General features: G+C 70.5%; 12 protein-coding genes. 5 read left to right on the top strand and 7 right to left on the bottom strand.

Annotation, left to right across the window (positions count from 1 at the left end; all coding sequences use genetic code 11):
- Positions 1-91 precede the first annotated feature (91 nt).
- The 4 genes from AC1UKG_RS09825 to AC1UKG_RS09840 form a co-directional block, all read right to left on the bottom strand.
- Complete coding sequence (locus AC1UKG_RS09825; protein ID WP_018742885.1) at positions 92-901, bottom strand: SAM-dependent methyltransferase; 810 nt, start codon at positions 899-901, stop codon at positions 92-94.
- Positions 902-1,033: 132 nt separating this feature from the next.
- Positions 1,034-1,699, bottom strand: coding sequence for a response regulator transcription factor (locus tag AC1UKG_RS09830; protein WP_026271241.1), 666 nt, complete (start codon positions 1,697-1,699; stop codon positions 1,034-1,036).
- A gap of 7 nt (positions 1,700-1,706) precedes the next feature.
- The gene (locus tag AC1UKG_RS09835) at positions 1,707-3,398 is read right to left on the bottom strand and encodes a GAF domain-containing sensor histidine kinase (protein ID WP_033662591.1); all 1,692 of its coding nucleotides are present in this window, start codon (positions 3,396-3,398) and stop codon (positions 1,707-1,709) included.
- A 14-nt stretch (positions 3,399-3,412) separates the two neighbouring features.
- Positions 3,413-5,212 carry an AMP-dependent synthetase/ligase gene (locus tag AC1UKG_RS09840; protein ID WP_482642484.1) on the bottom strand — a complete coding sequence of 600 codons (1,800 nt, stop codon included), beginning with the start codon at positions 5,210-5,212 and terminating at the stop codon, positions 3,413-3,415.
- Between the two features lie 126 nt (positions 5,213-5,338).
- Between AC1UKG_RS09840 and AC1UKG_RS09845 the strand changes: the two genes are divergently transcribed.
- From AC1UKG_RS09845 to AC1UKG_RS09865, 5 genes are all read left to right on the top strand, one after another.
- A complete protein-coding gene (locus AC1UKG_RS09845; protein ID WP_018742881.1) occupies positions 5,339-5,782 on the top strand; it encodes an SRPBCC family protein in 444 nt (147 codons plus the stop codon).
- 42 nt (positions 5,783-5,824) lie between these two features.
- Positions 5,825-6,448 (top strand): hypothetical protein, encoded by a 624-nt coding sequence (locus AC1UKG_RS09850; protein ID WP_018813722.1) that lies wholly within the window; start codon positions 5,825-5,827, stop codon positions 6,446-6,448.
- Positions 6,449-6,507: 59 nt separating this feature from the next.
- Complete coding sequence (locus tag AC1UKG_RS09855; RefSeq protein ID WP_018742879.1) at positions 6,508-7,464, top strand: ROK family glucokinase; 957 nt, start codon at positions 6,508-6,510, stop codon at positions 7,462-7,464.
- A gap of 104 nt (positions 7,465-7,568) precedes the next feature.
- Complete coding sequence (locus tag AC1UKG_RS09860; protein WP_482642485.1) at positions 7,569-8,975, top strand: flavin-containing monooxygenase; 1,407 nt, start codon at positions 7,569-7,571, stop codon at positions 8,973-8,975.
- A 164-nt stretch (positions 8,976-9,139) separates the two neighbouring features.
- A complete protein-coding gene (locus AC1UKG_RS09865; RefSeq protein WP_018742877.1) occupies positions 9,140-9,955 on the top strand; it encodes an alpha/beta fold hydrolase in 816 nt (271 codons plus the stop codon).
- A 15-nt stretch (positions 9,956-9,970) separates the two neighbouring features.
- Here AC1UKG_RS09865 and AC1UKG_RS09870 read toward each other — a convergent pair whose 3' ends face one another.
- The 3 genes from AC1UKG_RS09870 to AC1UKG_RS09880 form a co-directional block, all read right to left on the bottom strand.
- Positions 9,971-11,389, bottom strand: a complete 1,419-nt coding sequence (locus AC1UKG_RS09870) for a trehalose-6-phosphate synthase (protein ID WP_018742876.1) — start codon at positions 11,387-11,389, stop codon at positions 9,971-9,973.
- 287 nt (positions 11,390-11,676) lie between these two features.
- The gene (locus tag AC1UKG_RS09875; protein ID WP_018742875.1) at positions 11,677-12,474 is read right to left on the bottom strand and encodes a DUF308 domain-containing protein; all 798 of its coding nucleotides are present in this window, start codon (positions 12,472-12,474) and stop codon (positions 11,677-11,679) included.
- Between the two features lie 195 nt (positions 12,475-12,669).
- On the bottom strand, positions 12,670-13,362 hold the full coding sequence (locus AC1UKG_RS09880; protein ID WP_012014480.1) for a Crp/Fnr family transcriptional regulator: 693 nt from the start codon (positions 13,360-13,362) through the stop codon (positions 12,670-12,672).
- Between the last annotated feature and the right edge of the window lie 64 nt (positions 13,363-13,426).

Consider the following 13,426-nt stretch of genomic DNA (forward strand, 5'->3'; position numbering starts at 1 on the left):
GTAGCTCGTCCCGGTGAGCGCGTTAGCCCACTCCTGAGTAAAGGCCGCTATGCCGGAGTTGGCGCCGCTCGGCTGGGTCGCGGTGGCTGGGCTAGTCACCGATCCGCCCCACGCCGCCGAGGAACCCCGATGTCTCGGCGTTCACACTGCTCTCCGGTGTCTCCGGGCGCCACTGCGGAACCCAGACCACCCCCGGCTCGACCAGCTCGAAACCGTCGAAGAGCATGGTCAGTTCGGATCGACTGCGAAACCATAGTGGACTGCCGGTGCGTTGGTACACCATCTCGGCGTCGCTTCGCTCGGTCTCCGCCCGGCCCTCGTCGCTGGCCTGCGACAGCACCAGCCAGCTGCCGGGAGTGAGGGCGTCGCGCAGGGTCCGCAGCAGCTCGGCGGGGCGGTCGTCGTCGGGGACGAAGTGCAGCACGGCGACGATGAGTACCGCGGTCGGCTCATCGAGGTTGAGCAGCCGACGGAGCTCGGGGTGGCTGAGGATACGGTCGGGGTGCCGCAGATCCTCCTGGATGACGGTCGCTTGGTCGTTGTCAGCGAGAATCTCCTGGCTGTGCGCCACCGCCACCGAATCGGTGTCGACGTAGACGACCCGGGAGTCCGGCGCGACCTGCTGGACGATCTCGTGCACGTTGCCGACAGTGGGGATTCCGGAGCCGATGTCGAGGAACTGCCGAACCCCGGCATCGGCCAGGAAATGCACCGCCCGGCGCAGGAAAGCGCGGTTTGCCTGGGCCATCAGCGGGGCCTCGGGAACGGCCGCGACCATGGCCTGCGCTGCTGCCCGGTCCACCGCAAAGTTGTGGGAACCGCCGAGGTAATAGTCGTACATGCGGGCGACGCTGGGACGCTCGATGTCGATTTCGTCGGGTGCCCAGTCCGGCCGTCGCATGCCTCACCTCTTCGTGCGCACGGGGCACGCCCCTGCAGACCACCCCTCCGCCGGGGGAGACCTTAGCGCGACATCGCGCCGGCCGACACTGTCGTCAATGAGAAGTTGTCCGCTCGTTAGCTGAGCGGGAGATCAGAACTTGGGCGCATCGGGGGCCTCGAGCAGACCGAGCCGGAGCGCTGTCATCAACGCCTGGGCGCGATTGGCGGCGCCGAGCTTCTCGTAGAGTTTAGAAATGTGGGTCTTCGCAGTGGACTCACTGACGAAGAGCTGTTTGGCGATGCCGGCCACGCTCATTCCGTCGGCGAGCAGGCGTAGCACCTGTCCTTCGCGTGGGGAGAGTTGTGGCCCGGACGGGGCCAGCCGGCGCTTCATCGCCTCGGCCAGGTCGGCGGCGGTGAACGCACTGGGCGAGGAGGCGGCGTGCCGGGCGGCAGCAACCACCTCGTCCGCCGGGGCGGTCTTCGGGACGAAGGCGCTCGCACCCGCCTCGAGTGCGCCGAAGAGCTGGTCGTCGCCCGCGTACATGGTCAACACGACGATGCCCATCGTGGCGCTGGACTTGCGCAGTGCGCGGGTGGCCTCGAGGCCGCTGCCGTCGGGCAGTCGCAGGTCCATGATGACCACGTCTGGTTGGAGGGCGCCGGCTTGGCGGATCCCCTCGGCCGCGGTGGCAGCCTCGCCGACAACCTCGAACTGCCGGTCGCGCTCGAAGGCGTGCCGCAGCCCTTTGCGGATCAGATCGTGATCGTCCACAAGGAGGACCTTGGTGCGAGTGGTTGGTGTCGGTGTGGTCATCCTCGGGTTACTCCCCTTCTGCTGCGGTACTGCCACGCACGTTATCGCGCTGGGGTGACGAACCAACCACCACGGCCACCGTTGTGCCGCTCGGCTGCCGCGGTCGAATCTCCAGTCGACCTCGGATACGTTCCGCCCTCTCCGCCATGATCGCAAGACCGTAGTGCCCGTCCGCACGCTGGTCCGAGATCCCGTGACCGTCATCCGACACCTCGATCTGGGCGTACGGCGGGTCCACCGCACAGGTGACCCAGAGGTTCGAGGCGCCAGCGTGCTTGCGGGCGTTGGCCACCGCCTCCTGGGCGATCCGCAGGAGCTCGGCCTCGGTGGCGGCGGGTAGCCGGGCGGTCGACTCGTCCAGCGACAGGTGTACCCGCAGGCCGCCGGAGACCCCGACGGTGCGCGCGTACTCGGCGATGGCGGCGGCGAGGCCCCCGTGCCGGTCCACCTCGCTGCGTAGCTCGAAGAGGCTGAGCCGCAGCTCGGTGATGACCCGCGTGACCTCCTGACGTAGTGCACGCAGCGACTCAGCGCTCTCCTCGGTGTCCTCGTGCACCGTGGCGAGGGCGTTGTCGATGCCGTAGCCGACCATCACCAGCTCCTGGGCCACCCCGTCGTGGATCTCCCGGGCGAGTCGTTGCCGTTCCTCGTTGGTGGCCAGGGAGCGCACCTCGTCGAAGAGCAGGGCTGCCTCCAGGCGCAGCGCGGCGGGGGAGGTCAGCCCGGTCGCCCGGGCCACGATCGCGGGCGGGTACGCGTGCGCGACATCCGCCTCCAACACCACCAACCCGACCGTGCGCACCCCGGCGACCAGCGGCAGGATCAGCGCGGAGACCTCCCCACCGACGGGTGAGCGGACCTGCGAGTGTGCGGCGGTCTGCGGCTGCTGGCTGGCCCACGCGTCGGCGATCGCCGAGTCCGCATCCAGTGTGGTCTCCCAGTCCACCCGGTCGGTCCCGCACTGGGCCAGGACCACCAGCCGGCCACCACCACTGGCCGACAGGACGGCCCCCCGGTCCGCCCGGGCCAGCGTCCGCAACTCCTCCAGCAGGTGCTCGGAGATGCCACCCGGGTCCAGCGTGGCTCCAGGTAGCTGTCGAGCCACTGTACGTAGCTGGGTTAGCAGGCGGGTCGCCTCCGCGTACGGCTGGGGCTTGCTGTCGCCGCGTGCCCGGATGACCCGGTGCAGGGTTCGCGCCGCGTAGAGCCCGAGGCCGGAGAGGGTCAGCCACTGGGCGCTGACCGCCAGGTAGCCGGCCTGGAAAAGCTGCCGCCGGCCGTCGACCTCGGTCAGTGCCCCGGCCAGCAGCAGGGTGAGACCGATGATCGCCAGTAACCCTGCGCCTTCGCGGAAGCGCCGGCGCAGGGCGGTGACGGTAATCGGGACGGTCAGGTATGGCAGCACCGCGGAGGCGCCCAGCCCGGCGTTCGGGATGCCGATCGTCGCCACCGAGGCGACGTGGCTGGTGGCGAGCCCCAGCACCACCACCTCGGCGCCCCGGCTCAGCGGTCCGAGCCGGTCGTGTGTCGGTGCGAGCAGCGCCGGCAGGCCCGCTGCCGCCAGGAGCGCGATCCACCACAGTTGGGCGAGGTCGTGTGTGGCGAGCAGGCTCAGTACCGCCACCAGGGCCAGCATCACCACGCGCGCGGCAGCGGCGAGGGGATGCGGTCGGGGCAGTCTCGGAGTGGAGGCGGGCACGTGACGGATGGTAGTCAGCTTCGGTAGATATCAGCGATTTCTGCGGCGTACGACTTGTGCACGATTTGTCGCTTTACCTTGAGGGAGGGGGTTAGCTCGCCGGTCGTCTCGGTGAAGTCCCGGGGCAGGATTCGGAAGACTCTGATGGCCTCGGCCCTGGACACGGCGCGGTTGGCCGTGTCGATCGCGGACTGGATCTCGGACCGCAGCCCCTCATGGTCGCGTAGCTGCTCGGCCGGGGTGGTCGCCGGCAGACCGGCCTCCTCCAACCACGCCGGCAGCGCCTCCTCATCCACGGTGACCAGCGCCGCGACAAAGGGCTGCCGGTCGCCGACCACCACGCACTGGCTGACCAGCGGGTGCGCCCGGACCTGGTCCTCAAGGACTGCCGGAGCGACGTTCTTGCCGCCCGCGGTCACGATGATCTCCTTCTTCCGGCCGGTGATCCGCAGGTAGCCGTCACTGTCGAGCTGGCCCAGATCGCCGGTGCGGAACCAGCCGTCGGCGGTGAGCACATCCGCGCTGGCGGCCTCGTTGCGCCAGTAGCCCCGGAAGACCAGGTCTCCGGCGACGAGGACTTCGCCGTCGTCGTCGATCCGGATGGTCACCCCGGGCAGGGGACGTCCGACACTGCCGATCCGGATGGCGTCGGGCAGGTTGGTGGAGGCGGCGGGGGAGGTTTCGGTCAGCCCGTACCCCTCGTAGATGGTCACCCCCACGCCGCGGAAGAAGTGCCCGAGTCGCGCGCCGAGTGGCGCCCCGCCGGAGATCGCATCGTTGCACCGTCCACCGAGCGCGGCCCGCAGCTTGCGGTAGACCAGGCGGTCGAAGAGCGCGTGCTGAATCCGGAGCGCCAGGCCCGGCCCGGTCGAGGTCTCCAGCGCCTCGCTGTACGCGATCGCGACGGCCTCGGCGCGGGCGAAGATCCGGCCCTTGCCGGAGGCGTCGGCCTTCTGCTTGGCGCTGTTGTAGACCTTCTCGAAGACCCGGGGAACGGAGAGCACGAACGTGGGGCGAACCGCCTGTAGCCGGGGAAGCAGGTCGCTGGTGTCCGGGCAGTGGGCCATAGTGGCGCGGGCCTGCACCACACCGACCTGGATCAGCCGGGCGAAGGCGTGGGCGAGTGGCAGGAACAGCAGGGTGGAGGCGCCCGGGCCGAACAGGTTGGGGAGCACCGGAACGGCGTTGGCGATGTCGGCGAACATGCTGCGGTGGGTCAGCATGCATCCCTTGGGGCGACCAGTGGTGCCGCTGGTGTAGACGAGGGTGGCGAGGTCATCGGCCCGCACGGCCGCGCGTCGCTGGTCGATCTCGGTCGGGTCAACCGACTCGCCGGCGCTGGCCAACTCATCCATCGCACCGAGGTCGATCTGCCACACGTGCGCCAGCTCAGGTACCCGGTCTCGGACGCCGGCGACCAGCGCGGCGTGAGCGTCCGTCTCCACCAGGACGGCGACCGCCTCCGAGTCGGACAGGATCCAGGCGGTCTGCTCGGCGCTGGAGGTCTCGTAGATCGGCACGGTGACCGCGCCGGCAGCCCAGACCGCGTAGTCGAAGAGTGTCCACTCGTACCGGGTGCGGCTCATCAGCCCGACCCGGTCGCCGCGCTGTACCCCGGCTGCGACCAGACCGCGTGCCACCGCGATCACCTCGTCGCGGAACTGGAGGCAGGTAACGTCGACCCGGGCGTCGTCGGCGCCCGCACGAATGAACTGCACCACGTCTGGGGCGACCTCAGCGTTCTCCCAGACCGGATCGGTTAGATTGGCCGAGTCGCCGACAGTGACGATCGGTGGGACGGAGAACTCGCGCACCTGCACTCTCCTCGTGTTCACGCTGGCCGGGCAGGCCGCCCTCACGGTCGGCTCAGTCGCAACCTACCCGTCCGGCGCCGAGGGTGGTGCAGACAGGTTCGTCACATCGCCGGGTAGCCTCCCCCCATGGCGGACTCCTCCACGCAGTCGATCACGATCGGTGCGGCACCGGAACGGGTGGCGGCGGTCATCTGTGACCTTCCGAGCTACCCCGAGTGGACCGATGCGTTGCGGCAGGTGGAGGTCCTGGAGGAGTACGCCGACGGCTCTGCCCGTCAGGTGCGGTTCACCCTCGACGCCGGAGTTCTGGTGGACGAGTATGTGCTGGTCTACGAGTACGCAGACGACCTCAGCCGGATCGGGTGGCACTTGGCGGCGCCCTCTCGAATGCAGCGCACCCAGCGCGGTTCGTACGACCTGGTGGGCAACGCCGACGGCACGACCACGGTGACGTACACGCTGGAGGTCGAGCTGTCGGTCGGAATGCTTGGCATGTTTCGCCGCAAGGCGGAGAGAATGATCATGGAAGCTGCGTTGAAGCAGCTCAAGCGCCGGGTAGAAAGCATCTGACGTGCCGCAGTGACGCGGCCGTTTGCGGTAGAGGAGCCGATCATGGCGGCAACGGATCCGGGTTCGGCCCGGGAAGAGGCGGAACGACTGGTCGCGACCCTGTTGGCCGCGGTGCGGCTCGCCGCGGCCGGCGCGGAGGGTGGCACCTCCTGGGGTCCGCTCGGTGGCGTCGTCTCGAGTGTTCTCGGTCACGCGGGGAGCTCGACCGGTGCCGGTATGTCGACCGGTACGGCGGAATGCTGCATCTGCCCGCTCTGTCGGGCGATTGTCGCCTTACGGGACCCGAGTCCGGAATTTGCCGAGCGGCTCGCCACCGGAGCCGGTGATCTGGCTGCCGGAGTGGCGAGCCTGCTCCGAGCATTCGCCTCGGCGCAGCCGGCCCCCACTTCGGCGGCGGACCCCACCCCGGAAGCCGCGGCATCGGGGAGGCCAACCCCGGTGTGGCAGGCGGCTACCCGGAGCAGGCATGATTCTCCGTCGGCGCCCGAGGGGGATGCCTGGTCCGCCGCGACTCGGGCGGAGGAGGCCCCCGTCCCGGCCGCCGCACCGCCCGGCAACGCCGCCGGGTCGGCCGCGACAGAGAAGGTGCCGGCGATGGCTGACCGTCCCGTCGTGCCCGCCGCGCGGGCACCCGGCGACCTGGGCGAGAGCGCCCGAGGGGCCTGACCCAGCACCCCCGACCCGACCGGCGCGACGCCCCGGGTCGGGCAGCACAGCAGAGGGGAGTGGCAGCGGTGACGCTGACCATCGGAGTGGACGTCGGTGGCACGAAGGTCGCAGCCGGCGTCGTGGACGACACGGGCACGGTGCTCGTGCAGACCCGACGGGACACTCCCGCGGATGACGTCGGCAAGACCTGCGACCTCATCGTTGAGGTGATCCGAGAACTGGCGGAGGGCCGGGCGATCGAGGGTGTCGGCATCGGGGCGGCCGGCTGGATCGACGCCAGTCGTTCGACTGTGCTCTTCGCCCCGAACCTCGCCTGGCGGGACGAGCCGCTGCGCGAGTTCGTCAACGGAGCCACCAACCTGCCGGTGATCGTGGAGAACGACGCCAACGTGGCCGCCTGGGCGGAGTTCCGCTACGGCGCGGCCCGCGATGCCGAGGACTCGATGGTCATGTTCACCATCGGCACCGGGGTCGGCGGCGGCATCGTGCTCGGCGGCGAGTTGGTGCGTGGCGCGCACGGCATCGCTGCCGAGCTGGGACACATGCTCAGCGTGCCGGACGGGCACCAGTGCGGCTGCGGCCGGCTGGGCTGCATCGAGCAGTACGCCAGCGGAAGCGCCCTGGTGCGGTTCGCCCGCGCCGCGGCCCGCCAGGAACCGCACCGCGCTACCGCCCTGCTGGCGTGCGCCGGTGGCGACGTTGACGCGATCACCGGTCGGATGGTCACCGCCGCGGCACAGGACGGCGACCCGGTCTCCACCGAGGCTTTCGCCCAGGTCGGCCACTGGCTCGGCAACGGCCTCGCCGACCTGGCACAGATCCTGGACCCACAGGTATTGGTGGTCGGCGGTGGCGTTGTCGAAGCCGGCGATCTGCTGCTGGGACCGGCTCGCTCCGCCTTCACCGAGGCGCTCGCGCAGCGGGGCCGGCTGCCGGTGGCGGAGGTCTGTCCCGCCAAGCTCGGCAACGACGCTGGTCTCATCGGCGCTGCCGACCTCGCCCGTCAGCGCTAGGACGCGGGCCGACGCCGGGCCGGGCCGGGCTGGACATTGTGCATCCGATGTGGGCAGGATGCTGCGCGACCTGGCATCCGTGCCGCACCTAAGGAGATGCCTCGGTGACCACCTCCACCGATCACGGCGGGCCCGACCCGGCGTCGAGCGCCCTCGACCCGAACCGTGACGGCCGCTCCGTCTCCGACCGCGGTGAGACTGTCTGCGTGATCGGGGCGGGCCCGAGTGGGTTGACCGCGATCAAGAATCTGACCGAGCACGGGTTCGGCGTCGACTGCTACGAGCGGGAGACCGGAGTCGGCGGGGTGTGGAACTGGCGGCACGACCGCAGCCCGGTCTACGCCAGCACCCACCTGATCTCGTCGCGTCCGTTAACCCAGTTCCCCGATTTCCCGATGCCGGACGACTGGCCGGACTACCCGCATCACAGTCAGTTGCTCTCCTACCTCGAGCGGTATGCGGACCACTTCGACCTGCGCCGGCACGTCTGGTTCGGCACGGAGGTGGTGCGGGTTGAGCCGGTGGCTGGCGACCGGTGGGACGTCACGACCCGCAGCACCGGCGGCTACGGACCGGTACGGACCTCCCGGTATGCCGCGGTTGTGGTCGCCAACGGCCACAACTGGTCGCCGAAGCTGCCCAACTACGAGGGCCTTGCCGAGTTCCGCGGTGAGGTCATGCACGCCTCGTCCTACCAGGATCCGGCGCAGTTGCGGGGCAGGCGGGTGCTGGTGGTCGGTGCCGGCAACACCGGCTGCGACATCGCCGCCGAGGCAGCCCAGCAGGCCGCCCACTGCTGGCACTCCACGCGCCGTGGCTACTGGTACGCACCGAAGTATCTCCTCGGCCGTCCGGCTGACCAGCTCAACGACCTGTTGCTGGCGCTGCGGTTGCCCCGGCGGCTCCGCCAGTGGCTCTTTCACCGCCTCCTCCGGGTGGTTGTGGGGGATCTGACCCGTCTCGGTCTGCCGCAGCCCGACCACCGGATGCTGGAGACGCATCCGATCGTGAACAGTCAGCTTGTCTACTATCTGGGCCATGGCCGGGTCACTCCGGTGCCGGACGCCGTCCGCTTCCACTCGGACTCCGTCGAGTTGGCGGACGGCCGGCAGGTCGATCCGGAGCTGGTCGTCTTCGCCACCGGCTACCTGCCCCGGTTCGAGTTTCTCGACCCGAAGATCCTTGGCGACGATGGCGGGGCCGGGCGTCCGGCGCTGTGGCTCAACGCCTTTGTGCCGAATCATCCGACCCTCGCCGTGGCCGGCCTGGTGCAGCCGGATTCCGGTATCTTCCCGCTGTCCCACTGGCAGAGCGTGCTCTTTGCCCGGTTGCTGCGACTGCGGGAGACCCGGCCCAGCAAGGCGGCGGCCTTCGCCGCCACGGTGACCGCGTGGGCGGGGGAGCGCTACGCGGGGCCGGTCAAGGAGAGCAGCCGGCACTGGTTCGAGGTCGGTCACGCCGACTACCTGGGCGCACTGCAGCGCGCCCTGCACGACCTGGCGGCCAAGTGAGTGCGAGGAGCGAGCTTGCGAGCCCCGCAGTCGCGAGCGGAGGGTGGGCGTGGTGAGTGCGAGGAGCGAGCTTGCGAGCCCCGCAGTCGCGAGCGGAGGGTGGGCGTGGTGAGTGCGAGGAGCGAGCTTGCGAGCCCCGCAGTCGCGAGCGGAGGGCTTACCCGGTGAGCCAGCAGGTACGGGTCATCCGGGGGCGGGAGTGGGCTCGCCCGGTCCGTCCGGTTCGGCGCGAGGTGCTCGAGGCCGTCCCCGGGCTGGATGAGGGCCGGCCGCCGCTGTTGTTCGTCCCTGGCTTCGGTCACGGCGCCTGGGCGTTCGCCGAGCACTGGTTGGGGCACGCCGTCGAGCGCGGCTTCTCCGGGTACGCGTTGAGTCTGCGTGGGCAGTCTGGCAGTGGGCCGGCGCCGGAGGCCACGCTGCGGGCGTACGCCCATGACGTGGTGCAGGTGGCCGCGGGGCTGCCCCGCCGGGCGGTGCTGGTCGGGCATGGCGCTGGGGCGCTGGTGGTTGCGCACGCCCTGGCCCGCTATCCAGCCCGCGCCGCCGTGATGGTGGCCCCGGTCTTCGGGGGTTGGGCAACGGCGGTTACGGCGCTGCGCCGCAACCCCGTGGGTACGTTGCCGGCGCTCGTCGGCGGTCGGCTGCGGTGCAGCCGCGCCCAGTTGTTCGGTCCGGAACTGCCCCGTGATGAGGCGCGGCGGCACCTGTCCCGGCTGGGCCGCCCCGCCCGACGTGCCCAGTGGCAGCTACTGTTCGGACGGGAGCCCGAGCCGGCTGTGGGCGACCCACCGGTGTTGGTGCTCGGTAGCCCGGAGGATCGGATTGTGCCGCGCTCGGCGCTCACCCGGGCTGCCCGACGGTACGCCTCGGCCCCGCTGCTCTTCCCCGGCATGGGCCACGACCTGATGCTGGACGCCGGGTGGCGGGAACCGATCGACGCGATCCTCGACTGGCTGGAGAAGGAACCGTCCGTCGGCTGAGCCCGGGCGGGTCGGTCAGCGGGTCGTACCGAGTCGACTGAGCAGGGCGCTGTCCTGGTCCAGAGCGGCCAGGTAGGAGCGAGCCCAGGCGTGGATGTCGTGCTGGCGCAGGTGCGTCCGCATCTTCCGCATCCGCTCGTGGACCTGATCCGGCCGGGCCCGCAGCGCCGCGAGCAGGCCCTGTTTGAGGCCTTCCAGGTCGTGCGGGTTCACCAGGTACGCCTGGGGTAGCTCGGCGGCGGCGCCGGCGAACTCACTGAGCAGCAGCGCGCCGGTGTCGTCTACCCGGGCGGCTACGTACTCTTTGGCGACCAGGTTCATGCCGTCCCGGAGCGGGGTCACCGCCATCACGTCCGCGATCCGGTAGAGCGCGGCCAACTCGGTGCGGTCGAAGGGCTGGGTCAGGTAGTGGATGGCCGGCTCGCCGACGCGGCCGAATTCGCCATTGATCCGGCCAACCTCGCGCTCGACCCGTCTGCGGAGGATCTGGTACTGCCCCACCCGCTCGCGGCTGGGCACCGCCACCTGGAGCAGGACAGTGTCCTGTACCTTGACGTGTCCGTCGGCGATCAGCTCGCTGTACGCCTTGAGGCGCTGCTCGATGCCCTTGGTGTAGTCCATCCGATCGACGCTGAGGATCACGTGTTCCGGGCTGCCCAGGTCACGGCGAAGCCTGCTGGCGCGGTCGGCGACCTCGGGCCGGTCGGCCAGGGCGGCCATCTCGGCGGTGTCGATGGAGACCGGGAACGAACCGATGCGGACGATCCGGCCGTCAACGGCGATTCGGTGGTCGGTGGCGGGCAGCCCGAGCACCCGGTCGGCGAGTTGGGCGAAGTTGTGTGCCGCCTGGGCCCGCTGGAAGCCGACGAGGTCGGCACCGAGCATTCCCCGCAGGAGTTCGGCTCGCCGGGGGAGCTGCATGAACAGCTCCGGCGGCGGGAACGCCACGTGGAGGAAGAAGCCGATTCGCAGGTCCGGACGGAGCGCCCGGAGCAGGCCGGGTACGAGTTGTAGGTGGTAATCCTGTACCCAGACCACGGCGCCGGGCTCGGCCACCTCGGCGGCGGCTGTCGCGAACCGTTGGTTGACCCGCTGGTACGCCTCCCACCAGCGGCGGTGGTGCTCCGGCTGTTCGACGGCGTCGTGGTAGAGCGGCCAGAGCGTGGCGTTGGCGAAGCCCTCGTAGTGGTCACGCAGGTCGTCGGCGGTGAGCGGCACCGTGTGCATTCGGACCCCGTCAACGTCGGGCAGCGCCGGTGCCGGCCCGGTGCCACCCGCCCACCCCACCCAGGTGGCGGGTGTCTGCCGTAGCGGGGAGTGCAAGGCGCTGACCAGGCCGCCGGGGCGGCGGCGCCACTCGCAGGCACCGTCGGGCGCCGTACTGTCGTCGATGGGGAGGCGGTTGGCGACCACCACCAGGGAACTCTGTCGCACTTCGGCGTTCCGATCTGCCGGAGACCGCCGCAAGAGGGGGACAGGGCCGGCAGCCGGCGGAGGGGGAATGACGGACAACAGTATTCCTACTAACCGTAAGTTACACCAATGTTACGCCTCAGCTTCGGGGTGGCCCGGGCGGGCCGTAACCGGTGGGGCGATCCGGGACCGGTGGGCGACCGTGACCGGTGTGTGACCGGTGGGCGCCCACAGCCGGTGGGCGCGCCGCGGTGGGCGCGCCGACGGGGGTGTGGCTGCGTGCTGGGGGCCGGGACGCCCAGGTCAGATCAGACGACGGCGCCGTCGTCCGGGTCGTGTTCGTCCCGGTCGCCGGGGCGGAGCCGGCAAACCAGGGTGACGAAGCCGGCAAGGATGCCGGTGAAGCCGAGCAGGGTGACAATCCCCGGGTCCACCGGAAGCAGCGACGGGTAGAGGAAGAGCAGGAAGCCGACCACGATGGCCAGGATGCCGAGCGCGGCGTACTTGGAGATGCGGGGCAACGGTGGGGGCGGGGGTGGCGTGTACCGCTCTGCCTCCTCGTCGTCGTCGGGCAGGTCCGCGCCGAAGGTGTCCAACCCGTCGAGGAGCGATGGCTCCTCCCGCCCCTGGCTGACGGAGACGCCGGAGACGTCCGCCGCGTAGGGCAGTCGCCGGGTGTCGGTGGAGGTCCGGCCGGCCCGATCCTCGTCCACGTCCTCTGCGGCGGGCCACCGGTTGTCACCACCGCTGGCGGAGGTGGTGTGGAACCCGGCGACTATCCGTGCCCATTCGGCCTCGATGTCGGGTTCATTGTCCCGGGTCCGGTCGGTGGCGCCTTCGTCGGCGAGCTGGGTCAGGTAGTCCCGAGCGGTTCGCAGGTGGAAGCGGTCCACGTACAGCCGGTCGATCGGCCGGGGCGGGACTGTGGTGGTGCGGGTGACCGGGTTGAGGTCGGCCGAGGGTTGTAGGTAGGCGGCGATGCCGCCGGCGGCGAGCACGTCCAGAAGATGCTCACCCACCCGGGGATCCACATCACCGGCGACCGCGTACTCGCTTGCGTCGATCCCGTTGTCCCGCCGTCCCCGGCGGGCCCCACCCGCTGACACCGGACAACCTCCTCATCGCGCGCCCGGGGCGCGCTCCCGAAGCCTCTCGGCGTCTGTGCCCGCCGTGCCTTGAATCGTGACACGCCGGGGACCGGTTGCGGGAGTGCGTTCGGTCGCGTCTTGCGATCGGAACGGTCGCCGGGGCGCACCCCGGTCGGGGCCGATCGCCCGCCCCGACCCCGATCGTACGTGCCGTCAGCGCTCGCTCATGCCGGCGCGGCGACGCAGCGACGCCACGTCGGTCACCACGATCCGGCGGCCCTCGGTGCGCAGCCAGCCTCGGCTGGCGAAGGAGCCGATCGCCTGGTTGACGCTTTGCCGGGAGCCGCCGGCCATCTCGGCGAGCTGGCTCTGGTTGAGCTCGATTGTGATCATGGGCGCCTGGCTTTCACCGGCCAGGCGGACCAGCGTCTTGGCCACCCTTCCGGGCAGATCGAGGAAGACATGGTCGGCGTTCTGCTCGGTGAGCCGGCGGATCAGGCTGCCGAGGGAGCGCATCACCGCGTCAAGGATGCGCGGGTTTGAGTGCACCAGCTCCATGAAGGCGCCCCGGGACAGGGCGAGGGCCGCGCAGTCCTCGATGGCCTCGGCGGATGCCGACCGGGTGGAGGCGTCCAGCAGTGAGACCTCGCCCAGTACCTCCGGTGGCCGGATCACCGACAGCACTGCCCGCTCGCCGGTGGGAGCCGTGCGAAAGACGGCCACCGCGCCGCGGCGTAGCACGATCAGGGACTCGCCCGGGTCGTTCTCCACGAAGAGCAGCTGTCCCTTGCGGTAGGTGCGGGGCACCGCCGCCGCGATTACTCGTTGCCGGGCTTCTGGTTCGAGGCCGGCGAACATCTCGACGCCCGTGAGCGCGTCACCCGGCTCCGGTAGGCGCACCTCCACGGCCCAACCCCTCCCCCGGTCAAGGACCCCTGACTCGCTCACCGGGTGAACCTGACAGGGACTG

This window comes from Salinispora sp. CH2A1_6 (genome assembly GCF_056820975.1).